Source organism: Methylomicrobium album BG8 (assembly GCF_000214275.2).
Lineage (GTDB): Bacteria > Pseudomonadota > Gammaproteobacteria > Methylococcales > Methylomonadaceae > Methylomicrobium > Methylomicrobium agile.
Genome location: NZ_CM001475.1, coordinates 4,260,031 through 4,284,304, shown reverse-complemented (window position 1 = coordinate 4,284,304; position 24,274 = coordinate 4,260,031). Strand labels below are relative to the sequence as shown.

At 57.5% G+C, this 24,274-nt stretch carries 22 protein-coding genes; 21 read left to right on the top strand and 1 reads right to left on the bottom strand.

Going from position 1 to position 24,274, the window contains the following annotated elements:
- Positions 1–268: 268 nt before the first annotated feature.
- Both METAL_RS18680 and METAL_RS18675 read left to right on the top strand, forming a co-directional pair.
- Positions 269–1,123, top strand: coding sequence for an HU family DNA-binding protein (locus tag METAL_RS18680; RefSeq protein WP_005374879.1), 855 nt, complete (start codon positions 269–271; stop codon positions 1,121–1,123).
- A gap of 60 nt (positions 1,124–1,183) precedes the next feature.
- A complete protein-coding gene (locus METAL_RS18675) occupies positions 1,184–1,606 on the top strand; it encodes a hypothetical protein (RefSeq protein WP_005374878.1) in 423 nt (140 codons plus the stop codon).
- Positions 1,607–1,845: 239 nt separating this feature from the next.
- Here the strand turns inward: METAL_RS18675 and METAL_RS18670 are convergent, their stop codons facing one another.
- On the bottom strand, positions 1,846–2,802 hold the full coding sequence (locus METAL_RS18670) for an IS5 family transposase (RefSeq protein ID WP_005369238.1): 957 nt from the start codon (positions 2,800–2,802) through the stop codon (positions 1,846–1,848).
- Between the two features lie 140 nt (positions 2,803–2,942).
- Between METAL_RS18670 and METAL_RS18665 the strand changes: the two genes are divergently transcribed.
- The 19 genes from METAL_RS18665 to gspD all read left to right on the top strand — a co-directional run bounded on the left by METAL_RS18665 (position 2,943) and on the right by gspD (position 23,951).
- The gene (locus METAL_RS18665; protein ID WP_005374877.1) at positions 2,943–3,473 is read left to right on the top strand and encodes a TlpA family protein disulfide reductase; all 531 of its coding nucleotides are present in this window, start codon (positions 2,943–2,945) and stop codon (positions 3,471–3,473) included.
- Complete coding sequence (locus METAL_RS18660) at positions 3,470–3,697, top strand: DUF4266 domain-containing protein (RefSeq protein WP_005374876.1); 228 nt, start codon at positions 3,470–3,472, stop codon at positions 3,695–3,697. The genes METAL_RS18665 and METAL_RS18660 overlap by 4 nt, the downstream gene beginning before the upstream one ends.
- Positions 3,684–6,218 carry a DUF3570 domain-containing protein gene (locus METAL_RS18655; RefSeq protein WP_005374874.1) on the top strand — a complete coding sequence of 845 codons (2,535 nt, stop codon included), beginning with the start codon at positions 3,684–3,686 and terminating at the stop codon, positions 6,216–6,218. The genes METAL_RS18660 and METAL_RS18655 overlap by 14 nt, the downstream gene beginning before the upstream one ends.
- A 243-nt stretch (positions 6,219–6,461) precedes the next feature.
- On the top strand, positions 6,462–7,385 hold the full coding sequence (locus METAL_RS18650; RefSeq protein ID WP_005374872.1) for an FAD:protein FMN transferase: 924 nt from the start codon (positions 6,462–6,464) through the stop codon (positions 7,383–7,385).
- 18 nt (positions 7,386–7,403) lie between these two features.
- Positions 7,404–8,957 (top strand): fused MFS/spermidine synthase, encoded by a 1,554-nt coding sequence (locus METAL_RS18645; RefSeq protein WP_005374870.1) that lies wholly within the window; start codon positions 7,404–7,406, stop codon positions 8,955–8,957.
- A 438-nt stretch (positions 8,958–9,395) separates the two neighbouring features.
- Complete coding sequence (locus METAL_RS18640; protein ID WP_005374867.1) at positions 9,396–10,322, top strand: branched-chain amino acid transaminase; 927 nt, start codon at positions 9,396–9,398, stop codon at positions 10,320–10,322.
- Positions 10,323–10,324: 2 nt separating this feature from the next.
- On the top strand, positions 10,325–11,371 hold the full coding sequence (waaF, locus tag METAL_RS18635; RefSeq protein WP_005374866.1) for a lipopolysaccharide heptosyltransferase II: 1,047 nt from the start codon (positions 10,325–10,327) through the stop codon (positions 11,369–11,371).
- A 7-nt stretch (positions 11,372–11,378) separates the two neighbouring features.
- Complete coding sequence (waaC, locus tag METAL_RS18630; RefSeq protein WP_005374864.1) at positions 11,379–12,377, top strand: lipopolysaccharide heptosyltransferase I; 999 nt, start codon at positions 11,379–11,381, stop codon at positions 12,375–12,377.
- A 581-nt stretch (positions 12,378–12,958) separates the two neighbouring features.
- Positions 12,959–14,671, top strand: coding sequence for a type II secretion system ATPase GspE (gene gspE, locus METAL_RS18625; protein WP_005374862.1), 1,713 nt, complete (start codon positions 12,959–12,961; stop codon positions 14,669–14,671).
- Between the two features lies 1 nt (position 14,672).
- Positions 14,673–15,890, top strand: coding sequence for a type II secretion system F family protein (locus tag METAL_RS18620; protein ID WP_005374860.1), 1,218 nt, complete (start codon positions 14,673–14,675; stop codon positions 15,888–15,890).
- A gap of 252 nt (positions 15,891–16,142) precedes the next feature.
- Entirely contained in the window at positions 16,143–16,568 is a 426-nt protein-coding gene (gene gspG, locus METAL_RS18615) for a type II secretion system major pseudopilin GspG (RefSeq protein WP_031430208.1), read from the top strand.
- A 90-nt stretch (positions 16,569–16,658) separates the two neighbouring features.
- A complete protein-coding gene (locus METAL_RS18610) occupies positions 16,659–17,156 on the top strand; it encodes a GspH/FimT family pseudopilin (protein ID WP_005374857.1) in 498 nt (165 codons plus the stop codon).
- Entirely contained in the window at positions 17,153–17,581 is a 429-nt protein-coding gene (locus tag METAL_RS18605; RefSeq protein WP_005374855.1) for a type IV pilus modification PilV family protein, read from the top strand. Before METAL_RS18610 ends, METAL_RS18605 begins: the two co-directional genes overlap by 4 nt.
- Positions 17,568–18,284: a prepilin-type N-terminal cleavage/methylation domain-containing protein gene (locus METAL_RS18600; RefSeq protein WP_005374854.1), complete on the top strand. Its 717-nt coding sequence runs from the start codon at positions 17,568–17,570 to the stop codon at positions 18,282–18,284. Before METAL_RS18605 ends, METAL_RS18600 begins: the two co-directional genes overlap by 14 nt.
- Positions 18,229–19,287, top strand: coding sequence for a type II secretion system minor pseudopilin (locus METAL_RS18595; protein ID WP_245549420.1), 1,059 nt, complete (start codon positions 18,229–18,231; stop codon positions 19,285–19,287). Before METAL_RS18600 ends, METAL_RS18595 begins: the two co-directional genes overlap by 56 nt.
- Entirely contained in the window at positions 19,274–20,392 is a 1,119-nt protein-coding gene (locus METAL_RS18590; RefSeq protein ID WP_005374852.1) for a PilN domain-containing protein, read from the top strand. Before METAL_RS18595 ends, METAL_RS18590 begins: the two co-directional genes overlap by 14 nt.
- Entirely contained in the window at positions 20,373–20,960 is a 588-nt protein-coding gene (gspM, locus tag METAL_RS18585) for a type II secretion system protein GspM (protein ID WP_005374851.1), read from the top strand. Before METAL_RS18590 ends, gspM begins: the two co-directional genes overlap by 20 nt.
- A complete protein-coding gene (locus METAL_RS18580) occupies positions 20,957–21,715 on the top strand; it encodes a hypothetical protein (RefSeq protein ID WP_005374850.1) in 759 nt (252 codons plus the stop codon). Before gspM ends, METAL_RS18580 begins: the two co-directional genes overlap by 4 nt.
- The gene (gene gspD / locus METAL_RS18575; protein ID WP_051040509.1) at positions 21,705–23,951 is read left to right on the top strand and encodes a type II secretion system secretin GspD; all 2,247 of its coding nucleotides are present in this window, start codon (positions 21,705–21,707) and stop codon (positions 23,949–23,951) included. Before METAL_RS18580 ends, gspD begins: the two co-directional genes overlap by 11 nt.
- Positions 23,952–24,274 lie beyond the last annotated feature (323 nt).

The following is a 24,274-nucleotide window of genomic DNA, read 5'->3' as shown; positions in this document are numbered from 1 at the left end:
AAACTTCCTCTCCATCGAACCAATCTACCGGATTGGCCGCCGACTGTCGTTCTCCGTGTTTCGCGGGCGGCGACGGGTTGTTGTGCAAAGCGGGCAAAGGTGTATACTTGCCCGGATTTATTTTTGGCGTAGCGCCCGACTGATGCTGCGCCTCGAAAGGCTTAAATACTTGAGTATAAGCAAGCGGATCGATAAGGATCGTTAAAAGTCGGAGGGTTAGGCGCCAAGCCTCTTGTGTATATAACGGCCTCTTGTGGGGCGCGGGGATATGATGAGATTAACGAACAAAGTCATTGCCGCATCGGTTGGGACGATGCTTTTAGGTAGCGTATCGGCCGTGTCGGAAGCCGATACTTTTGACCAAAGCCTGGGTAATTTTATTGGCGCGACCGACTCGTACCGGATCACCTGCCAGTCGAGTCCGGAAGGAGCGATCGGCCCGACCGATCACCTCAATTTCAAAATCATCGATACGACGCCGTCGGACGATGGTTCGACGCCGCTGTTGCTGAATATTCATGTCAAGAAAGGCAACAAACGGATCGGTTTCGTGACGCACGACGAAACGGAAGTAACGCCGGGAACGCAGCGGGAATTCGAGGTGGCGGGCGGCAAAGGGACGTACAAAATCACTGTCGACACCCTCGGCACGACGGATACTTCGAAAACGACCAAACACATGTTTTCGGTCGAAACGCGCTGTTTGAACGATAACGGCGAGTTCACCAAGCCGAAGGTCGCCAAAATAAAGACAAAGACCCTCAAGAACGGTAAAAAAGCCAACTTATCGGCTGTTTGCGGCAAAAACAAACTGACCGGCGAAACCGGCAAGCTCTACGTGAAGTTTGCCAATACGACGGCGGATCCGGCGCGCGTGGTGCTCAATGCCCAGGTGTTGAAGGATAATTGGGCAACCAACGTCACGGACGGCAACGGCGACGACATCTATAGCGACGCGGGCAATCTGAAAGGCGGCAACGGCGATTACACGGTATTGGTCAACAGTACCGCTTATAACCCTCTGCAAGACAATGCAAGAGATTACACGATGGACTACCGGTGCGAAAATAGCGCCAATGCCGACACCGGCACGGCCGATATCGTGCCGGTTCAGGATCAATGAGTCGGGCAACCGGCAACAGTGCGAAGTGGGGCGGCCATGAGAAATAAGAGAAAGTTTTTAATGCAGATCGGGATTGTCTGGCTGTGCCAGGCGTCGGGCGTTCTGGCCCACGATCAGAGCGGAACGCTGGGCGCTCAGGCTTCGGCTACCGATTACTACGAGCTGACGTGCTTCGATGACAACAACGGCCCTCCCGATCATTTGTTCTTTGAAGTTCGCGGCGATACCAGTAATACGGCGGTACAAGTCAGCGGGCAAGTCGTCAACGGCAGTCAGGCGGCCAGCGCGACCGATCATACGAGCGGGGACAGCAACTATAGCCCTCAGTTGAAAGTCGTTCACGAAGGCGATAACGATGTATATCGCATGGTGATCGACAAAAACGGCCCCGGCACGGCCCGATATTCGCTGGAATATCACTGCCAAACGGCCAGCGGCGTCCATACTGGAACGTCCGATCTCAACTATTTGCAAATCCAATAACCCACGGATGCCCAATGGAAGCGACAGGCGAAAAAATTGGCGGTGGTTTCCGTACGGCCTCAAAATTCGATTGGCGAATTTCATTTAAGGAAGCTCTGAATAAGTGGTTTTTATAAGCGACACCGTGCGACATCCGTGGCACCTCGCCGAAAATGGGCAAATCCTTCCCGGCAGCGCCCGCTATCGGGGTGATTTCACTCAGTGTTCTCGGTTTTCCAGGGCGAAGGACAAAGGTCTCCCTAGGTCGGCTGCAGCGCCTGCCGAACGTGATAAAGATTGCCCAGGGCAAACAGCAAGTAGAGTTGTTGGGCATTCTTGAACAGCCCCCGGTAACGCACTTTGGTATAGCCGAACTGGCGCTTGACGATCCGGAACGGATGTTCGACCATGGCGCGTAACGGCGCCAGCATGTGGTTGTGAAGGGCTTGCTCTACCGGCAACTCCTCACCCTTCCCTCGCTTGAACGGAAAGGCCCAAACCGGCTCACCTTCCAGGCGATCCGCCGCCAGATTCCGGTCCTTGCGGGTATAGGCCCGATCGCCCAGCACGACCCGTTCCTCGCCGTGCAGCAACGCCTCCGTCATGACCCCATCCGCCACCTTGGCGGTGGTCATCTCCACAGTATGCACTAACCCCGACTCGGCATCGACCCCAATGTGCGCCTTCATCCCAAAGTGGTAATTGTTCCCTTTCTTGGTCGAACTCATCTCGGCATCCCGTTTGCGCGCCCGGTTCTTGGTGGACGGCGGGGCAGCGATTAATGTCGCATCGACGATCGTGCCTTGCCGTAGCAACAGGCCTTTTTCGGCCAACAGCGCCGCCGTTTCATCAAATAGGGTTTGTGCCAACTGATGGCGTTCCAGCAGATGCCGGAACTTGAGGATCGTGGTTTCATCCGGCAGGGCGTCCTCGCCCGCATCGAGCCCGGCAAACTCGCGCAGCAGCGGCATGTCGTGCAATACTTCCTCCATCGCCGGATCGGAATAGCCGAACCACTGCTGCATCAGGTGAATGCGCAACATCGTCGCCAAGGGAAAGGGGCGGCGGCCTCGGCCCGCTGTCGGGTAGTGCGGCGCTATCCGGCTCGTCCACAAACTCCAAGGCACTACCTGCTCCATCTCTTGGAGAAATTGCTGCCGCCGAGTCTGTTTCGGTTTCTTCACAAACAGTGGGGCACTGAGTCCGAGTTGCTTCATGGCGGGCACCTATCGAAAATGGCAAGCTGCGGATATTTTATCCCAGGCGTAGGACTTATTCAGAGTTTCCTTAACAGCTTCGAACGCGCGGCCGAAACCGTTTGGGCCGTCTTCAACCAGAATCATTCCGGTCATTTTTCATGCTAGTAGTCCATCCCAAAAAAATCGCTCTGTTCGGGGTATTCCTGGCTGTGCTGTCGATGCCGCTGTTCGCGGTGGAGCGCGGGGAGATCTCCGGCAATTGCACGCTGCCCCTATTGGATGGCTCTGGCAACGTGGCGTTAAACGAACTCAAGGGAAAGGTGGTCTATCTCGATTTTTGGGCGTCCTGGTGCGGACCCTGCGCCAAATCGTTTCCGTTCATGAACCGGTTGCATGACGAGCTCGGCGGTAAAGACCTGGCGATCATCGGCGTCAATCTGGACGAAAACCCCGAGGATGGGCAAGCGTTTTTAGCGCAATATCCGGCCAGTTTCACGATTGCCGCCGACAAGGGCGAACAGTGCGCCCGGCTGTTCGACGTGAAGGCGATGCCGTCGACGTACCTGATCGGCCGGGACGGCGTCATCCGCGACGTGCATCTGGGCTTTCGTGCGGATGAAGGAAAAGCGCTGCGCGAAACCGTGGAGAAGCTGTTGAACGAGAACCCTTCGGCGACGGGCGCGAAATGATGCCATCGGTTCGACGGACTTACGCGGCGCTGGCTTTTTTTCTGGCGATCGGTGCGGCCGGTTGTACGGAAGTCGCGCCCTGGCAGCGCGGCAATCTGGCCAAGCCGCAGATGGCGCTGGAACCCTATCCGCTGCAGAGCTCCTTTCGCGGCCACATCTACGGCAGCCGGGAAGCCGCTTCCGGCGTGAGCGCGTCCGAGGGAGGTGGATGTGGCTGCTATTGAGCCGGTTCAACCGGCCGACGACGCTCGGAAACCGTCGGCAGGCCCGTTAAATGCCCTGACCGCCGCCGCCCTGGCGTTGCCCGGCTTGGTGTTGCCGGCGGCGCAAGCGGCGGACGACGAATTCGCCGTCCAGTACGGCCATTACCAGGAAGAGAATCGCCAGCTGTTCGGCGTCGAAAGCAAATTCCGGCCGATTACGGTCGATACCCTGCAGGGCAGCGGCAATCTGAAGCTGACCGACCGGGTCAAGTTGACTTTCAACTACACGCAGGATACCTGGTCGGGAGCGACGCCGATCGCCACCGCGCCGCTCGACCTACGCGGCAACAGCACTTCGCATTCGCCGGACGGCGTGACCGGCGCCACGCCGATTATCAATGGGGACTTGTTCTTCGATTCGAAGCTGAATCCCTTGCAAACCGATGGTTTTAGGAACGTGACCGGAGGCATCGACCGCCGCTTGGTGCATACGCTTTCCTCGGCGTCTCCCGAGACCCGAAAACAGGGCAGCTTCAAGCTTGGCTATGAATGGGACGAGGCGGCACTCGATGTGGGCGGCGGCCTGTCTTTGGAAGATGATTATGAATCGAGCTTCGTCAACCTGGGCGGGCGGCTCGACTTCAATCAGAAGCTGACTACCCTGAGCGGCGGCTTGAGCTATACGTCGAGCGATACCCACGCGCGAATCGATCACGATGCGTTGCCGTATATCAATACCGGCGCCTATGACGGCCAGATCGAGCGGACCGCGGAAGGCGGAAAGATCATTCACGGTGAACGTAAGGATTGGGGCGCCCATCTCGGCCTGACCCAGGTTCTGAACAAGAACGCGCTGATCGAGGCCGGTCTGGGTTACACCCTCGGCAACGGCTATATGGAAAACCCTTACAAGGTCGTCGAAGTCGCCTTCATCAACGACGCTATTCCGCCGCCCGAGGGCGCGGCCTATGTGGGGCAAGTCCGCGCCTTGCTCGAACAGCGCCCGAACGTGCGCAACCAGTTCAACGGGAATTTGGGGTATGTGCAGCATATCGACATGTTGGACGCGGCGCTGCATTTCAATTACCGCTATTATCTCGACGACTGGGGCATCAACGCCCACACCTTCGAGTCCGACTGGGTGCAGCCGCTCGGCCACGGCTGGAGCGTGACGCCGAGAATCCGCTATTATTCCCAGGATGCGGCCGATTTTTATGCTCCTTACCTGATTTCGAACCAGCCCTACAATTCGGGCCGGTTTAACCGCAATCTGCTGCCGAACCATTTTTCCAGCGATCAACGCCTTTCCGGTTATGGCGCCTTGAGCGGCGGGGTGACGGTCAGTAAAAAGTTTGCGAAAGGCATCGACGTCGACCTGGGTTTCGAATATTACACCCACCAGGGCGGTCTGAAAATCGGCGGGGGCGGCGAGGGCGACTACGCGGATTTCGACTCCTGGAACGTCAACGGCACGCTCAAGGTCAATCTGGAAGCCCTGGCGGTCGGTAGCGACCACGGCAGTCATGCGCATCACCACCACCATCACGGCGCCACGGCCCCGGCCGGCGTGATGTTCGATCACATGCTGGGCAAGAACGGCTTCATGGTCGGCTACCGTTACATGTACAGCAGCCAGGGCGGCGACATGCTGCACGGTTCGAACCTGGTCGGCGATCCTGCGATCGTGGCCGGCGGCTGCGGGCCTAACCCGTGCTTCGTCAAGCCGAACAGCATGGTGATGCACATGCACATGCTCGACATCATGTATGCGCCGACCGACTGGCTGAACCTGATGGTGATGCCCCAGTTCATGGACATGAGCATGACGATGCACCGATTGGCCGGCGCGCCGCCGGATAACGAAGCGCCAGAGGGCGGAGGCGCGCATATCCCGCATCATGTCGAGAACGGGCACGAAACCGGCGGCATCAGCGACATGGGGGTGTATGCGCTGGTCAAATTGTTCGATGCCGGCCGCCATCACCTGCACATGGGGCTCGGCCTGAGCATTCCGTTCGGGGCGGTCGACATCGAACTGCGGCGCAATCACCAGGTGGAAGGCGGCCTGATCCATTACGGGATGCAGCTCGGCAGCGGCACGCTCGATTTCAAGCCGAGCCTGACCTATACCGGCAATTACGATGATTGGTCGTGGGGCGCGCAGCTCAGCGGCACCAAGCGGCTCGAAGACCATGGCGAAACCGGCTACCGTTTGGGCGACATCTTCCAGAGCACGGCCTGGGGCGGCTACGGGCTGACGAACTGGCTGACCGCGACCGTGCGCGGCGTCTATACGGTTCAGGGGGCAATACACGGCCAGTTCAATCAATTCATCGACCAGCTGGGGCCGATGGATTACCCGATGAACTACGGTGGCCGGTTCTGGGACGTCGGTTTCGGACTCAACGCGACGGTGCCGGGCGGCGATCTGGCCGGTAATACCCTCGGCGTCGAATGGCTGCAGCCGGTCGCCACCGATTACAACGGCTATCAGCTGGACCGCGACGGCACGTTGTCGGCGACCTGGCATTATGCGTTTTAGATGGGAGGCGTTGGGCAATCCGCCAAGAAAAAAATTCTTTTCTCTCGCAGTATGTAGGGCGGATAAGCGCAGCGCATCCGCCAACTATGCCAGCAGAGGCGGATGCGCTGCGCTTATCCGCCCTACTTGAAGATGTTTTCGGTAATCGCAATAACCTAGCCCTTGCTTCTGCAAATGTAACGGCGATATCGACAAATCCTTTTTGGCCGCCGCTGCGGTGGGCACCCAGAGGTTCACTCTGCCTTGAATACCTTCGAACTTTATCGGCACGATTTCAAAGCCATGGGCACGTCCTGCGAAATTCAGCTTTTCGCGAAAGTTAGGGCTTCGGCCGGGCGGGCGGCCGAAGCCGCCGTTGCCGATATTGCGCGCTTGGAAGCGCGTTATTCGCGCTACCGCGCCGACAGTTTCCTGTCCGAAATTAACCGCATTGCGGCGGCAGGCGGGCGGATCAAGGTGGACGATGAAACTGCGGGCCTCTTGAATTACGCGGCCACCTGCCATGAACAAAGCGGGGGACTGTTCGATATTACCTCGGGCATCTTGCGGCGCGCCTGGCGCTTCGACAGCGGCGCGTTGCCGGAGCAAAGTCTGATTGACGATTTGCTCGCCAGGGTCGGCTGGGACAAGGTCGTCTGGCAACCGCCGGTGCTCGAATTCCCGCTGCCCGGCATGGAAATCGATTTCGGCGGCGTGGTGAAGGAATATGCGGCCGACCGGGCCGCCGGTCTGTGCCGGGCGGCGGGCATCCGGCACGGCATGATCAACCTCGGCGGCGACATCAAGGTGATCGGCCCGCGCGCGGACGGCAGCCCGTGGCGGATCGGCATTCGCCATCCCAGGCAAAAAGGGGAGCTTCTGCAAACGGTGGAATTGTCCGGCGGCGCGATGGCCAGCAGCGGCGATTACGAACGCTGCCTGACGATCGGCGATGTGCGCTACGGACACATTCTGAATCCGCGCACCGGCTGGCCGGTCGGGCACCTGGCGTCGGTTACCGTGATCGCCGACTTCTGCGTGGTGGCCGGCAGCGCTTCGACTATCGCCATGCTGAAGGCGGAGGCGGGGCCGGCCTGGCTGGAATCGCTCGGGCTGCCGCATCTTTGGATCGACGTGAACGGCGGAACGGGCGGGACTTTGCAAAATGCTGCCGTCCACTCTCAATAAAGGCTTTAGGAATCCGACATGACGTACAACGCTGTTAACACGCTCGAACGTTTCGGGCTCTATCTGACCGTATTTCTGACCGGCGCTTCGGTGATGGTGATCGAACTGTTAGGCACCCGGATGATCGCGCCGTTCTACGGCGCCAGCCTGTACGTCTGGTCGTCGCTGATTTCGGTCACCATGATGGCGCTGGCGATCGGCTATTTTGTCGGCGGGCGCTGGGCCGACCGCGCGAGGCGCAGCGGCCTGTCGCTGATCGTGGCTCTGGCCGCGGTGTTGACGCTGCTGATTCCCTGGCTGACCCGGCCGGTGCTGCTGGCGACCGATCCTCTGGGCCTTCGCTTGGGCGCGTTGGTCAGCGCCCTGGTTTTGTTCATGCCGAGCCTGACGATGCTCGGGATGGTCGGGCCGTTCGCGATCAAGCTTGCCACTTCGCGCCTGGACGGCGTCGGTTCGAGCGCGGGTTCGATCTACGCGGTTAGCACGCTGGGCAGCGTGGCTGGCACGTTGTTTCTCGGTTTTTATCTGTTCCCTTTGCTGGGGTCGCGCGAAATTTTCATCGGCACCGGCGTGTTTTTGTTGCTGCTGGCGGTTTCGGTGGCGGTGTTCGAGCAAAAACGCCTGGCGATGAATTCGGCCATCGTTTCCAGCCTGTCGTTACTGGTCATCGGCCTGGGCTTGCTGCCCAAAATCGTCGATGCGGGTCATTTTCAGGACCGCAGCGGCAAATTCCGGATGCTTTCCGAAGAAGAAAGCCTGTACGGCTGGGTGCGGGTGATCGACCAGCCCGCGCGCAATCTGCGCATGCTGACTTCCGACGCGTCGATGATCGGCGCGGCCGGGATCGGCGACGGCGGCAACCGGCTCAGCTACCAGGATATCGTCGGCATGATCCCGGCGCTCAGGCCGGGCATGAAGCGCGCGCTGATCGTGGGCTTGGGCGCCGGCAAGATGGTCGACGTACTGCAGGGGCGCTACGGCATCGAAACCGACACGTTGGAAATCGACCCGGCGGTGGCGAAGGCGGCCGGCCGTTATTTCGGCTTCAATCCGGGCGGAAAGAACATTATCGGCGACGCGCGCTATGAAATCCGCCATCTCCGGGGGCCCTACGATCTGATCATCCACGACTGTTTTACCGGCGGCTCGGAGCCCGCGCACCTATTGACCGTGGAAACCCTGCAACAATTGCAGGGGCTTTTGTCCGAACAGGGCATTCTGGCGGTCAATTTTGTCAGCTTTGCGGAAGCAAAGGACAATCTGGCGCTGCCTTCGGTCGCGAAAACGGTCGATCAGGTCTTTCCTCATCAATCTGTGTTCATCTCGGAACCGGGCAAGGATTTCAACGATTTCATCTTTCTGGCCTCAAACCGCCCTTTGGACTTGCAGGCCAAATCCCTGTTTGCGGATCAGATCGGCTGGCTCGGGGAACGGCGGTTTCAGGTCGACAAAAGCCGCGGCGTGCTGCTGACCGATAACCTGAATCCGCTCGAACATCTGCAGGTGAAAAAATCCGAGCATTACCGCAGCGTGCTGGTCGATTGGTTCGGGGCCGATCTGCTGGTGCGTTGATTCGATCCTTCCTGCCAAGGGCGTGAAGATAAAGCGCTTGTAGGGCGGATTCGCCGCCAGGCAATCCGCCATCGCTGCTTTGAAGCCTGTTGGCGTTTTGCTATCGCGAAAACGCCCTACGACTCTTTGTCGCTCCGTCTCGTCGGCTGCAAAACCAGCTTTGCAACTCCTCGGGGGGGATTTGACGGTATTGCCCCCGTTCTGTTTCTCCGACGCCGCGCCAAAGTGATCCCAATGCCGATCGATGAAAGCCGGTATGGCGGGTGCTGACTTTATAGTACAATTCTCCCTTTTATAAAGGTATGCGCCGGTTAACTCGGCGGCATGGCCGTCGAACAATCCCTGCGTTGAAGCGGAAAACAGATAAAAAATCTTCCTGTTTTCAATGAAGGCAGAATTTTTAAGATTAAAACGTAAGCACACTTTGGAGTATCCGAGATGACGATGGACGATAGAGACGGCACTATCTGGCTGGATGGAAAATGGGTCGACTGGCGCGATGCGAAAACTCACGTCCTGACCCACACGCTGCATTACGGCGGCGGCGTGTTCGAAGGTCTCAGAGCCTATCACGCCGAAAAAGGCACGGCCATCTTCAAGATGAAGGAGCATACCGACCGCCTGTTCCGCTCCGCGCACATCATGAACATGCCGATGCCGTTCAGCAAGGACGACATCAACGATGCGCAGCGCGGCGCGATCGCGAAGAACAACCTCGACAGCGCCTATATCCGCACGATGTGTTTTTACGGTTCCGAAGGGATGGGGCTGCGCGCCGACAATCTGAAAGTGCATGTGATGGTGGCGGCCTGGACCTGGGGCGCTTATCTCGGCGCCGACAACCTGGAAAAAGGCATCCGGATCCGCACCTCGTCCTATACGCGCAATCACGTGAACAGCACGATGCTGAAGGCTAAGGCTAACGGCAACTACATCAACTCGCTGCTGGCGTTGCAGGAAGCGATCTCGACCGGTTACGACGAAGCCCTGCTGCTCGACCATGAAGGCTACTGCGCGGAAGGCAGCGGCGAAAACCTGTTCGTGGTTCGTAACGGCAAACTTTATACCCCGGAAACCACCTCCGCGCTGGAGGGCATCACCCGCGACACGATCATGACGATCGCGGCCGAACAGGGCCTGGAAGTGATCGTGAAACGGATCACCCGCGACGAAGTGTACATCGCCGACGAAGCGTTCTTCACCGGCTCCGCCGCCGAAGTGACGCCGATCCGCGAATACGACGGACGCCAGATCGGCAGCGGCAGCCGCGGTCCGATCACCGAAAAGCTGCAGTCGCTGTATTTCGACTATGTGCACGGACGTCGAAGCGACCATGCCGAGTGGCTGGCCTATGTCGCCAAATAGATTTGAAACCTGACGCCGCCTTCGCCATCACGAAGAAGATTCTGGTGGTCGGCCCGTCCTGGGTCGGCGACATGGTGATGGCGCAAAGCCTCTTTATCGCGCTGAAAGCCGCCGATCCGGCCTGCCGGATCGACGTGCTGGCGCCGGCGTGGACTTTTCCGCTATTGGACCGGATGCCGGAAGTGGCGAGGCCGATCGCGATGCCGCTTTCGCACGGCCAGTTCGGGCTGGCCGAGCGGATCAAACTGGGCCGGCAGTTACGCAGCGAAGCCTATGATCGGGCGATCGTGCTGCCCAATTCCTGGAAATCTGCGCTGGCTCCCTTCTTTGCCCATATTCCTCTTCGCTCCGGTTATATCGGCGAATGCCGTTGGGGCCTGTTGAACGATGCCCGCCGGCTCGACAAGCAGACCCTGACGATGACCGTGCAGCGCTTCGTGGCGTTGGCGTTCCCGAAAAATGCCGTTCAGCCGCCCGTTTATCCGGTTCCCGCGATTCCGGTCGAGCCGGCGCGGCAAGCGGCGGCCGCCGAAAAATTCCGGGTCGAAACCGGCGGCAATATTTTAGCTTTGTGTCCCGGCGCCGAATACGGCCCTGCCAAACGCTGGCCTTCCGGACATTTCGCCGAACTGGCCCGGCTGAAGATCGCGGATGGCTGGCAGGTCTGGCTGTTCGGCTCGGAAAAAGACCAGGCGGTCACCGCCGAAATCAACCGGCTGGCCGGAGGCGCCTGCATCGATTTTGCCGGCCGCACCCAACTGGACGAAGCGGTCGATCTGCTGTCGCTGGCTCATGCCGTGGTCAGCAACGATTCCGGCCTGATGCATCTGGCGGCCGCGCTGGACAAGCCGCTGATCGCGATCTACGGCTCGTCGGATCCCGGCTTTACGCCGCCCTTGCATGCCAAGGCCCGGATTGTCTCGCTGCATCTGGATTGCGCGCCCTGCTTCAAGCGCATCTGTCCGTTGTATCCGGCCGGTCATCCGGAGCACGCCCGCTGCCTGAGCGGGATCGGTCCCGAGCGAATCCTGGCTTTGCTGCCCGGTTGACCGGCCGATGCGGATCGCGATCGTCAAACTCTCCGCGCTCGGCGACATCGTGCATGCGATGGTCGCATTGCAATTCATCAAGGAACGGTTTCCCGAATGCCGAATCGACTGGATCGTCGAAGAGCGCTTTGCGGGCGTGTTGGCCGACAACCCCGACCTGGACGGGATTCTGACCGTCAATCTGAAAGCCCTCAAAGCCGACAAGTCGCGGTTCCTCGCCGAGCTCCAAAAAATCCGCGCATTTGCGGAACGCAATTACGATCGGGTCATCGATGCGCAGGGACTCATCAAGTCGGCGATCGTCGCCCGATTGATCGGCAAAAAGATTGCCGGCTTCGATGCCGGATCGAGCCGCGAAAAAGCCGCGTCCTGGTTTTATAGTCAGAAAATCCATTGCGCTTATGATGCCAACACGATCGACCGCAATGCGCGGGTGCTGTCGCGGCCGCTGGGATTCGAGATCGTCCCCGAACAAATTCTGAATAAGCAGCCGTTTCTGTTTTATCGCAACCCGTCGTCCTGCATTGACGATTGTTTGCGGCAGGACCGGAAAAACATCGTGCTGGTGACCGGCTCGACCTGGGAAAGCCGGAATTATCCGGCCGAAAGCTATGTCAAGGTTGCCGAGGCGTTGGGACAAAATTGCCTGGCGGTTTGGGGCAGCGAGCGGGAAAAAGCCCGCGCGGAATGGATGGCCGCGCAATCGGAGGCTATTAAAGTGATGCCGAAACTCGATTTGAACGATCTAAAGGCATTGATTGCGCGTTGCGACCTCGTGATCGGCAACGATACCGGCCCGACGCACATGGCCTGGGCGCTGAATCGGCCGTCGCTTACGATCTTCGGCCCGACGCCGGTCAGCCGGGTATATCAGACCGGCATCAACCGCGTGGTCAAGTCCGCCTCGCAAGTGAATCCTTATAAATTGAACAAAAATGATTTTTCGATTCGCGAAATCGAGCCGCAGATTATCGTTCAGGAGGCGGCAAGACTGATCGAGCGGTAAAATGGCGGGGTTCTAAAAGACCTGCCAGGTTTTTAAAACCTGGCAGGTCTTCACCAAAGTCTTGCCGTATACGATTTTCATACCTTGCCGGTCAGGATTGCGGTGTAATGATCACGGACGAGCCGGGAACGGGCAAGGATTTGATGGCCGGGCCGGTGCATAAAAAATCGGGACAGACGGCGGCGCAGCCTTATACTTAGTCGCGTCGATGGTGAAACTTTATTGGAGGCAGAGGGTCAGACTGGGTTTTACGGTGCGGAAAAATCGGAAGCACAAACAGGAAGCCGGGGATGATTGGACCGCACTGGAAGAACATCGCCCCAAAGCCGGCCGGGGTGCAATTCTTTCGGCAATGCGTTATGCTAGTTAGGGCTTTACCCAGGCAGCCAGGATTTTAAATGTTTTCAGTATTACGCTTTACAGCCTGATCGATAAATAAAATTTACATTTCGTGTCCAGTCAGCATAAACCTTCTCGGGAATTGGAGTAACCGGCGGCCTGTTCATTCTTTAATCATTCATCCTCGATCTCACCGATCCAAGCCTTATTTTGAAGTTCACCACATCATTGAGGGATGCAGCATGGCAATCGTAATGGAAAATGCAGCGAAACCTTATCAAGCCTTTCTACAGATTCTGCTCGACAAGAACAAACTGTCCGCCAACGAATTGAAAAAAGTCGAGCGGATGCAGAAGTCTTCCGTGGCCGAAAGCCTGCCCCATCTTCTGGTCAAGCTGGGCCTGTGCTCCGAGCACGATGTCGCCGATGCGTTTGTCGAATCGGGGGATTTCGAGAAAATCCTGACCGGCGACTATCCGCTGGAGGCGCCGCTGCCCGAGAGCGTATCGCTGCGGTTCCTGAAAAACTTCCATGTGATCGGGATCGGCGGAAACGACGATGAAGCCCGGGTCGCGATGATGGATCCGGAAGACCGTTTCGTGATCGATGCGTTGACGCTGGCGACCGGCAAACGCGTTTCCGCGAAGGTCGGCGTGCTGTCCGAGATCGATGCGGCGCTGGAAGTGCAATACGGCGAAGGCCGGTCGCAAATGGACCGGATCGTCGACGATCTGACCGTCGACGAAGTCGGCGAAGAAGATCTGGAGCATTTGAAGGATTTGGCCAGCGAAGCGCCGGTGATCAAAATGGTGAATCTGATCATGCAGCGCGCGATCGAAACGAAGGCATCGGATATCCATATCGAGCCGTTCGAGCATGCGTTGAAGGTCAGGCTGCGCATCGACGGCGTGCTGCAGGACATCCATTCGCCGCCGGTCAAATCGACCGCGGCGGTAATCTCGCGGATCAAGATCATGGCGAAGCTGAACATCGCCGAGCGCCGGTTGCCGCAGGACGGCCGGATCAAGGTCCAGATGCTGGGCAAGGAGCTCGATTTGCGGGTATCCACGATTCCGACCATGTACGGCGAAAGCGTGGTGATCCGTTTGCTGGACAAGGAAAACATGGTGTTCGACTTTGCCGCGCTCGGCTTCTCCGGGCGGCATGCGGAACAATTCATGGACGTGCTGGCGCAGCCGCACGGCATCATCCTGATTACCGGCCCGACCGGCAGCGGTAAATCGACCACGCTGTACGCGGCGCTGAAACTGTTGAACACCTCCGAACGCAAGATCATCACGGTCGAAGACCCGGTCGAATACCAGCTCGAAGGCGTCAATCAGATTCAGGCCAAGCCGCAGATCGGTCTGACGTTCGCCTCCGCGCTGCGGTCGATCGTCCGGCAGGACCCGGACGTGATCATGATCGGCGAAATGCGCGACCTCGAAACCGCCAAGATCGCGGTGCAGTCGGCGCTGACCGGTCACCTCGTGCTGTCGACGCTGCATACGAACGATGCCGCCGGCGGGATCACCCGGCTTCTGGACATGGGACTGGAAGAATACCTGCTGAGCTCGACCGTCAACGGCATCCTGGCGCAGCGGCTGGTCAGAAGGCTCTGCCCCCAATGCAAAGAAGGGCAGCCGGCGCCGCCCGAAGTGGTCGCCGAACTGAATCTTCGTCGTTACCGGCCGGAGGGCGACATTACTTTATTCAAGCCGGTCGGCTGTGCGTCCTGCGGCGGTCTGGGCTATCGGGGACGGATGTCGATCATCGAGTTTTTGCCGATGACCGATCCGGTCCGTAAATTGGTGATGGCGCACGAGGAAGCCGGCGTGATCCAGAAACTGGCGATCGAAGAAGGCATGCGGACGATGTACGAAGACGGCCTGGACAAGGTGGTGCACGGCGTCACGACTCTCGAAGAAGTCTTGCGGGTAACGACGGAAAGCTGATATGCCGCTGTACGCCTATAAAGCGATCAACAATCTCGGCGAAACCGAGGAAGGGGTCCGGGACGCCGGCGATGAACCCAGCCTGATCGGGCTTTTGCAATCCGAGGGCTATATTCCGATCAAGGTGTGGCCGGCCAGCGCGAAAACATTTCTCGGCTTGAGTCTGGGAGCAAAACAGACCAAGTTGAGTCAAAAGGAAATCGCGCTATTTACCGGCGAACTGGCCACCTTGCTCGACTCCGGCCTGCCGCTGGACAAATCGCTGACCGTGCTGATCGATCTGACCGTAGACAATGAAAAGCTGAGCAAGCTGATCGCGAGAGTGCTGGAGAGGGTCAAGGGAGGCGCTTCGCTGGCCGATGCGCTGGAAAAACAGTCCGGCGTGTTTTCGCGTTTTTACCTGAACATGATACGGGCCGGCGAGGCCGGCGGCAGCCTCGGCGAGGTCTTGAACCGGCTGGCGGAATATCTGGAACGCTCGCGCGAATTGCGGGACACGGTCAGCACGGCGCTGATCTATCCGGCGGTGTTGTTGGTGATGTCGCTGGCCTCGCTGTTCGTGATGCTGATTTTCGTGGTGCCGCAGTTTACCGAAATGTTCGAAAGCGCGGGGCAGGAGTTGCCGGTTTCGACCCAGATCGTGGTCGGCATCGCCGAATGGCTGCAAAGCTATTGGTGGCTGTTGATCGGCGGGGCGATCTTTGCGGTCGCCTATATGAAATTTCAACTGGCCGACCCGGCCAGAAAGAAAGTCTGGGACGGCCGTGTGCTTAAACTGCCGCTCGCCGACCTGGTGATCCTGACCAAGGAAACGGCGAACATGAGCCGGACCTTGGGAACTTTATTGGGCAACGGCGTTTCCATACTTTCGGCACTGGCGATCGTCAGGGAAACCGTCGACAATCTGGTGCTGGTAGACGCGATCCAGTATGCGGAAGAAGAATTGAAGCAGGGCAAACGGATGTCCGATGCGCTGGTCAAAACCGGGATCTTTCCGAAAATGGCGGTACAGATGATCAAAATGGGAGAAGAAACCGGCCATCTCGAAGAAATGCTGCTCAGAGTGGCGGAAATCTACGATAAACAGTTGAAAGTGGCGATCCAGCGCATGCTGGCTTTGCTGGAGCCCGCGCTGATCATCACGCTGGGCCTGATGATCGCAGGCATCATCGTTTCGATTCTGCTGGCGATTTTGAGCGTCAACGATTTGGCTTTTTAAAGTCATGGGATGAGGTTTGCCAGGGAAAAGGCCTGCGGCCGTCCGGGTTTGGGCGATCTCGTTAAGTTAAGAGGCAGATACCCGGTAGTGGTGGATAAGCGAAGCGCATCCACCACGCAATTGCCGGATGCGCTTCGCTTATCCGGTCTACGGATATCCTTAATTTAACGGTATTGCGGACTTGGGGCGGAACAACGATTTTTTAGTAGAAATGAAATATTCAACGGCTATTTAATGCATAACTATAAAGAAATGAGACATATTCATTATAAACAGACCGGTTTTACCTTGCTGGAATTACTGGTCGTTCTGGGCATCATCTCGATGCTGGCCGGTCTGGTCGGGCCGAAAGTGATGAAACACATGGCGGATGCGAAGACCAAGGCGGCGAAAGTGCAGATTTCCGAATTGAGCCAAGCCTTGGAAATGTACAAACTGGACATGGACCGTTACCCTAACTCCTCTCAAGGTTTGGCGGCGCTGGTCGAGGCGGCCGATAATTCCAAGCGCTGGAACGGGCCTTATTTAGGCAAGTCGAAAGTGCCGGTGGATCCGTGGCAAAACGAATACCATTATGTTTCGCCCGGCGAGCACGGTGCGTTCGACCTGTATTCTTTCGGCGCGGACGAAAAGGAAGGCGGCGAAGGCGAAGACCGGGACGTGGTGAGCTGGGAATAATCGCCCGTTGGTTGTCGGGGCCGGCCTGGTCCATATTCAGCGCCGATGCCTTTTCCGTCTTGCTCGGCCCAAGGCGTGCGCCCAAATGATATGACGCTTTTTTTGCCTGTTTCCTGCGTTCGGTCCAAGGGTTTTACCCTGCTTGAGCTATTGATCGTATTGGTGATCATCGTGTTGGGATTTTCGGTGGTCGCGCTGAATATGTCGTCGGGTTCAGGCACTTTCGAACACAAGGCTGCCGTCAGGGATGTCGTATCGGCGCTGCGTTATGCGCGCGGCCAGGCGCTGATGGCGCACCGGGAAATGACCGTCGCCTTCGATCTGACCGACAACACCTATAAACTCAGCGGCCGAGAAAAAACCTATAAGATTCCCGATTCGATCGCGGTTACGGTGGTGACTGCGCAGAGCGAGCTGACCGGAGAAGGCCAGGGCAATATCCGCTTTTTCGCCGACGGCTCCTCCACCGGCGGGCGCGTCGTGCTGGACCGCGGCGAGGTGTCCAAGCAGATCGATATCAATTGGCTGACCGGCCAGCTGGAAGTCGAAGACGTCACGCGCGACGACCGGCCGAGGCGCCGCAAATGATCTGCCTGCAAAGACCGCATAAAGCGCAGCGCGGCTTTTCGCTGCTGGAGATTCTGGTTGCCTTCTCGATCATGGCGATCTCGATAGGGATGCTGCTCGGTATTTTTTCCGCGGGGCTGCGCAACGCCTCGGTTTCCGAAGAATACACCGCCGCCGTGCAGATTGCCGAGGCGATGATCGCAAGGCCCGGTACCGAAGTGCCGTTACAGCAAGGGCAGTCGGCCGGCGTGATCGATGACAAATATCGTTGGGAGCTGGCCGTCGCGCCTTTCGTACTCACGACCGAAACGGTCGATACGCGGACCCTTCCCGCCCAGCTCTTCATGGTGACCGCCGTCGTCAGTTGGGAGGAAGGAGGCGGCGGCGAGCGACGGTTCGAATTGTCGGAACTTAAATTGACCACGAATGCCGATGCGAAACCTTAAAACGGGCCAGGGGTTTACGCTGATCGAAGTATTGCTGGCGATGACGCTGCTCAGCGTGATGATGACGCTGCTGTTCGTCAGCCTGAAAATTTGCGCGGAAAGCTGGGAGAAAGGCGAGAAGAAAATTTTCGAAGTCAGCGAAACCGCCGGCGTCGTCAACTTCTTTCAGCGCCATTTGGTGATGGCGAAGCCTCTCTGGAACGATTTTACCAAAGAAGAGCGGCTTTTTTCCTTCCAGGGCGATAGCCAATCGCTGCAATTCGTCTCTTCTTTTCCGGCGAGTGCGGGCCGGGCAGGACTGCAGCTGTTTACCGTGCGGTTAGTGAACGAGAACAGACAGAATGCGATTAAAGTGACCATCTCGCCGTTTTATCCGGTTGCCGAAGGCGATGAATGGCTTACGGAGGAAGAGACGTTGATCAAGGGAGTTGCGGGGTTTTCGCTGGCCTATTTCGGCCCGGAAGAAGGGGAAAGCGAGAACGGCTGGCTGAATCAATGGCGAGAGAGAGATCAATTGCCCAGATTGGTCAGAATCAAGATCGACCTCGAAAATGGCGTTTTCTGGCCGGAAATGAATTTCGAATTGAAGCTGGCGGCCGTTGCGGGCGCTTCAGATCCGGACTCCGAGGACGCCGGAGACGAAGAGGGTGATAGTTCGCAAACCGATGGCGATGCGCAGGATCGGGATGATGCTGGCGAATGATGCCCGTAGTGCCGGAACCGCTCGGATGCCGGCGCATTTCCGCCCGCTGGCGATCGCTGCGCAGGCTGATAAAGGCTTTGCGTTGGTGCTGGTGCTGTGGGTGCTGTCGCTGTTGATGATCATGGCGGCCAGTTTTTCGCTGACGATGCGGAGGGAAACGGCGGTGATTGCCGGGATTACCGGCGGCGCGAAGGCGCTGACGGCGGCCGAGTCCGGGATTGCGGTGGCGGAGATGATGCTGTTGAATCCGGATGCCGCCAAACGCTGGCGTACCGACGGCAACATCTACCAAGTGCAATTTTTGGATGCGCTGGTAAGAATCAGGCTGAAAGGCGAGACCGGCAAGGTCGATCTGAACGGCGCGAATCAGATGCAGTTGCAGCAACTGATGGCGCAGCTTCCGATCGAAAGAGAACAACAGACCGCTCTGGTTTCGGCGATCATGGATTGGCGGGATTCCGACGATCTGGTCAATATCGACGGAGCGGAAAAAAACGACTACAAAAAGGCCGGCAAGCTTTATCAGCCCAGAAACAAACCGTTTCAGTCGCTGGAAGAACTGCAGATGGTTTTGGGAATGGACGAATCGATTCTGGAACGGCTGGAGCCGCTGATCACCCTCTATTCCGGCAAGCCGCAAGTCGATTTGTCGCAGGCTTCGCGAGAGGTGATGCTGGCTTTGGGACTGGATCCGGCATTGGTCGATCAATGCATCGAATTGCGCAGGCAGAGCGCGATCACCGGCACCCCGCTCCAATCGGTGAGCCTGGCGCCGGGATTCAATTGCGGATCGGGCCGGAGCGATATAATCGAGATTATTGCCGAATCCCGGCTTGAAAACGGTTCGGGCGCCATCATCAAGACCATTGTGGCGAACACTCCGGCGGAAGGCGGCGGTTTGCCGTTTCGGATTTTAAACTGGAAACGCGAAGAAAGGGCCGATACATCGTTATTTTCCGAGGACAAAGACTCATTATTAGTGACCCCGAATGCTGAATCTTAATTCGACGCTCGAACTCGACTTTAAAAAGTTTTTCAGATGGTGGCGGAAAGAACTCGCTTTTTTAGTCCCTGAAAAGCTCAGGCTTCTGGTCAGCGACGAACACGACACCGTGATCGTCAAAACCCGAGGCCATCAATTCGAGTTGGCTTATGCCGGCGAGCCCGGCCAACCGCTGGCTCTGTTGAGCCGTAATGAGGAAGGCGCGGCCGGTTTCGACATGCTGCGGGCGAAGGACGAGCGGCTGGCCAAAGCCAATTTTGTGCTCCGGCTGCACCGTGCGGAAGGACTTTGCAGGGAGTTGGTTCTGCCTGCGGCTGCCAAAGAGAATCTGGCTCAGGTGGTTTCCTACGAATTGTCGAGATTTACCCCGTTCAAACCGGAGCAGGTCTATTTTTCGGTGAAACCGCTGGCTGCGCCCGGTGAGCCCGGCATGATCAATGCGATGCTGATCCTCACCCCGCGCGAGGTGCTGGACGGGCTTTACACGGAGCTCAAGGCGATCGGCATTTCCCCGTTATTGGCCGATTACGAGGGGGTCGAAAACAATCCGGAGCAGATCGACGAAGCCTATGATTTGTTGCCGGAGCAGCTGAGAACGAACGCCGGCAAAACGCCGGCCCTGATTTATGGGACGCTGGCAGGAATCGTTACCCTGCTGCTGGCGTCCGTGTTATTTTTGCCCGTGCTGTTCGAATATCAAACGGTGGCGCTATTGCAGGAAAAAATCGATGCGATCGAGAAAGACGCGAAAAAGATTAAAGGGATGCAGTCCGAAATCGATGAAGTGATCGCGGAGACCGGCAATCTGATCAAAGCCAAAAACGCCTCGCCTCCGGTCATCGAGATGCTGAACACGCTGAGCGCCTTGATCAAGGACGACAATACATGGCTGACTTATTTACAATTTGCGGACGGGCATTTGCAGATACAGGGAGAATCGCCTTCCGCGTCCGGATTGATCGCGGTATTGGAGGATTCGGACATTTTTACGAATGCCAAATTCGTTTCCCCGGTGACTCAGGATACGGCGACCGGTTTTGAGCGGTTTCAGATAACCGCCGATATTGTCAAAGCGGAAGTTCCAGGTGAGCAACGAAAAAAATAGAAACATCGAGCGGTGGCTGGCGATTGGCCTGCTGGCCGCTTTGGTCCTGCTTCTGATCGCTGCGGTTTTCGTGCCGGTGGTCGGCAAGTGGATAGCACTGCGCGAAGAAAAGGACCAGCTTGCGATCAAGTTGAGGCAGTACGAAAGAATACTGGCCGGCAAGGATGCCGTGGTCAAAGGGATGGGGTCCGTCAAGGAGGCGATTCAGGCGCAGAACTATTTCAACAGCCAAACGACCGAAGCGCTGGCATCGGCCGAAGTGCAGGAGTTCATCAAAAAGGCGATCGTGGATGCGGGAGGCAAGCTCAGCAGTACCCAGGCCCTGCCGGTGAGAAGTAAAGATAACTTCAGCCTGTTGACGGTCAGCGTGCGGATGACCGGTAATTCGGAGGTGTTGCGGTCGGTTTTGTACAGGCTCGAAACGTCGGCGCCGCTGATCATCATCGATCAACTGGACATCCGGCCCATGCGCGGCGTGAGAAACCGGCGTACCCGCCAGATCGAGCAGACCAATGATTTGAATATCAATTTTCAGGCGGTCAGTTTTATGAGGAAAAAGACCGAATGAATATCAACGGCAAAATTTTAAAATTGGTGTCGGCCGTCTGTACGGGGCTGCTGATCGTCATCGTGATGGAATGGCTGATAGCGCAGTATTCCGAAAACCGCCTGCTGAAATCGATCGAATCGTCGGCTCCATCGAATGCCTCGACCGACCGGTTGCCGGAAGTCGATCTCGAAGCGAAACCGGAAGAGAGCTATGTCGATCTGGTGTCCAGGCCGTTATTTTTGAAAGGAAGAAAACCGGTTGAAGAGGTCAGCGCCGAAAACGAGAAGGAGCAAGCCGGGAACGGAACGTTCGATTGGCGGCTGGATGGCATTTATACCGGCAGAAACGGCCTTTCGGCCTTGTTGAGCCGAAGCAGGGAAGCGGGCGCCTCTCCGGTTCCGGCGGCCGACTCGGCGCCGTCCGCCTCCGGCCCGAAGGTAAAGCCCGATAATTACCGGAAAGTCTCGGAAAACGAAGACGTGGACGGCTGGCGATTGGTCCAGATCAAAACCGATAGAGTGGTTTTTGAGTTGGGGGGAGAATCCAAGGAACTGGTATTGAGAAAACCCAAGCCGAAGGACTTGCCGCCGGAAAAAGAGAAAAACCAGGACCCACAACAAGCGCAGCGGCATGCACGGCAACCGCAAGCGAGAACAAAAGACGCAGAGCGACAGGATGAGGCTGGCCGGCGAAGATCCAATAGAGGACAACCTGTTGACTCCGAATCCGAGCCTGCCGTAGATGAATCCGAGAATGGCGAAAATGAAGAATAATTTGAACACCTTAAGAACCGCTTCGTATTTTGTGGCAGCAGGGCTGACGCTTTCCGGCTGCGAACTGATGGGGCCGAAACCGCCCGAGAAGCTTAAGCTGACCCCGATATCGCCGGGGCTCATGAACGAAAAACCCGGTGTGGTATTTGAAGGGTTGCAGAATAAACAACCGTCGGAAGATGCGTTGCGGTCGAAGATCGAATTGTACCCCGCTTCCGGCCGCCCTTCGCCCAAGCGTCCAGGCGGAGCGCGGTCGGGTGCCGGTGCCGGGCAGCCTCAAGCCAAAACGGCGGGGCCGGGTACGTATAGCCTGAATTTCGACGAGGCCGACCTCGGCGAGGTTTCAAAGGTAATCCTCAGCGATATCCTGGGGCAGAATTATATCTTGAGCCCGAAGGTGGCCGGTAAAGTGACGCTGCAAACGACCGAGCCTCTGAGCAAGGAGGAATTGCTGCCGGCCCTGGAAATGGTGCTGCGCGAGAACAACGCGGCATTGGTCAAGGAGGGGCGTATCTACCGTATCGAACCTGCGTCCGATGCCGTGTTCAGCTCGAACGTAGGCCAGAGCGGCAGAGGCAAGGCGGGATTCCAGAGTCAAGTCATCCCGATCCGCTATGTTGCGGCGGCGGATTTGTTTGAGGTGATCAAGCCGCTGCTGAATGAAAAATCCGGGATTAACGTCGATGCGGGCAAAAACACGCTGATCGTGTCAGGATCCGCGGCGGAAATTGACCGGGTGATGGATATGGTGGCCACTTTCGACATCGACATCCTCCGCGGGCGCTCTTTCGGCCTGTTTCCTTTGGCGCATGTATCCCCCGAGGATGTGATCAAAGAGCTGGAAGCGGTGTTCAACTTGAAGGAAGGGGAAGAGAAAAACACTTTTTTCCGTTTCCTGCCGATCGAGCGTTTGAATGCGGTATTGGCGATCACCCAGCAGCAGGACTATTTGCGCGATATCGAAAGCTGGGTGTTCAGGCTGGACAGGGCGACCTCGGCGAACGGCGGCGGCGTGAATGTCTATAAGGTCCAGCATATGGATGCGGTTGAGCTGGCGGACATCCTGAACGCGATTTTTACCGGAGCCTCCATGCCGAGCAAGCAGGCCAAGGTTGCGCCTGGGCAGACTGCGGCTACGATCACCAATAAAAATACCGACAAGTCGGCTTCAGCCCGAAGAGAAAGGACGGCGTCAACCGGAAAAACCGGAGAGGCGTCGGTTTCGAACGTTGGAGAAAACGTCAGGATTATTGCGGATGAATCGAATAATTCGATCGTGACCGTGTCGACCCCACAGGAGTACGAGGTGATTCACAAGGTGATCACGCAACTCGACGCGATGCCGCTGCAGGTGCTGATCGATGCGACGATTGTCTCGGTGACGTTGACCGATAATTTGAAATACGGAATTCAATGGTACCTGGGACATGCGAACGGGCAGTCGATCGCTACGCGAGGCAGCGGAGCCGCCGCTTCGCAAGCGGACGAAAACGGCAATCCAACCGGGGCGGATCTGGCCGCGATTGCGGCCGCCGCGGTGACCGGCGGTTTCGGTTATTCGTTCATCAGTCATTCGGGTGACATTCGTGCGATATTGAGCGCGGAAGCGAACGACAACAAGCTGAACGTGATTTCCTCGCCGTCGATCATGGTATTGAACAATCACGAAGCATCGATACAGGTCGGCGATGAGATTCCGTTGCGGACTTCGCAATCCACCAGCGTGACCAACGTCAATACAGGCGTCGTCGATAGTAATCAGACGACAGGCGGGTTGATTACCAGCGGTATCCAGCAACGTAAAACCGGGGTCAAACTGAAAGTCAAACCTCGCGTCAATGCGAATGGTTTTGTGATCATGGACATCGAGCAGACCGTGGAAACGCCGAAAACCACGACCGTCAGCGAGATTGACTCTCCGACCATTCAAACCCGCGAAATCACCAGCAATGTCGCGGTGCAGAGCGGCGAAACGATCGTGCTGGGCGGTCTGATCGACGAAAACGATACCAATAACCTGGGTGGCATTCCTTTCCTGCACAAACTTCCGTTGATCGGACCGTTGTTCGGCACTACAAGTAAGGAAAAGCTTAAAACCGAGCTCGTCGTGTTGATCACGCCTCGCGTGGTGAGCACCAAGCTGGATGCGAGCCTGATCGCGAATGAATTCAAACGTAAATTGACGGGGCTCTACGAAGATCCGCCTGTTCAGGATCGATCCGTGCGCCCTGATTGATCCGCACCTGACGCGGGTTGCAGCCTTCTGCGGCGGGACTGTTATCCACGTCAAGTGTTATGAAGAGCAGCGTTGTAGGACGTTTTTGCGATAGCAAAACGCCAACAGGTTTCAAAGGGATGGCGGATTGCCTGGCGGCGAATCCGCCCTACCAGCGTTGTAGGGCGTTTTCGCGATAGCAAAACGCCAACAGACTTCAAAGCAAGGTGGATTGCCTGGCGGCGAATCCGCCCTACCAGAGCCGTAGGATGGGTAGAGGCGCCAGCCGAAACCCATCGCCCTCCGAACGCCTCGGTTCTCGCGAATAATCGATGAGCTGTTAT

Bases quoted from the DNA above. Each gene is read 5' to 3' on its own strand.
- METAL_RS18620 (WP_005374860.1), top strand. From the start codon at position 14,673: ATGCCGCTGTACGCCTATAAAGCGATCAACAATCTCGGCGAAACCGAG.
- METAL_RS18590 (WP_005374852.1), top strand. From the start codon at position 19,274: ATGCTGAATCTTAATTCGACGCTCGAACTCGACTTTAAAAAGTTTTTC.
- METAL_RS18670 (WP_005369238.1), bottom strand. From the start codon at position 2,802: ATGAAGCAACTCGGACTCAGTGCCCCACTGTTTGTGAAGAAACCGAAA.
- METAL_RS18665 (WP_005374877.1), top strand. From the start codon at position 2,943: ATGCTAGTAGTCCATCCCAAAAAAATCGCTCTGTTCGGGGTATTCCTG.
- gspD (WP_051040509.1), top strand. From the start codon at position 21,705: ATGAAGAATAATTTGAACACCTTAAGAACCGCTTCGTATTTTGTGGCA.
- METAL_RS18660 (WP_005374876.1), top strand. From the start codon at position 3,470: ATGATGCCATCGGTTCGACGGACTTACGCGGCGCTGGCTTTTTTTCTG.
- METAL_RS18640 (WP_005374867.1), top strand. From the start codon at position 9,396: ATGACGATGGACGATAGAGACGGCACTATCTGGCTGGATGGAAAATGG.
- waaC (WP_005374864.1), top strand. From the start codon at position 11,379: ATGCGGATCGCGATCGTCAAACTCTCCGCGCTCGGCGACATCGTGCAT.
- METAL_RS18675 (WP_005374878.1), top strand. From the start codon at position 1,184: ATGCAGATCGGGATTGTCTGGCTGTGCCAGGCGTCGGGCGTTCTGGCC.
- METAL_RS18600 (WP_005374854.1), top strand. From the start codon at position 17,568: ATGCGAAACCTTAAAACGGGCCAGGGGTTTACGCTGATCGAAGTATTG.
- METAL_RS18605 (WP_005374855.1), top strand. From the start codon at position 17,153: ATGATCTGCCTGCAAAGACCGCATAAAGCGCAGCGCGGCTTTTCGCTG.
- METAL_RS18580 (WP_005374850.1), top strand. From the start codon at position 20,957: ATGAATATCAACGGCAAAATTTTAAAATTGGTGTCGGCCGTCTGTACG.
- METAL_RS18645 (WP_005374870.1), top strand. From the start codon at position 7,404: ATGACGTACAACGCTGTTAACACGCTCGAACGTTTCGGGCTCTATCTG.
- METAL_RS18680 (WP_005374879.1), top strand. From the start codon at position 269: ATGATGAGATTAACGAACAAAGTCATTGCCGCATCGGTTGGGACGATG.
- gspG (WP_031430208.1), top strand. From the start codon at position 16,143: ATGAGACATATTCATTATAAACAGACCGGTTTTACCTTGCTGGAATTA.
- METAL_RS18610 (WP_005374857.1), top strand. From the start codon at position 16,659: ATGACGCTTTTTTTGCCTGTTTCCTGCGTTCGGTCCAAGGGTTTTACC.
- gspE (WP_005374862.1), top strand. From the start codon at position 12,959: ATGGCAATCGTAATGGAAAATGCAGCGAAACCTTATCAAGCCTTTCTA.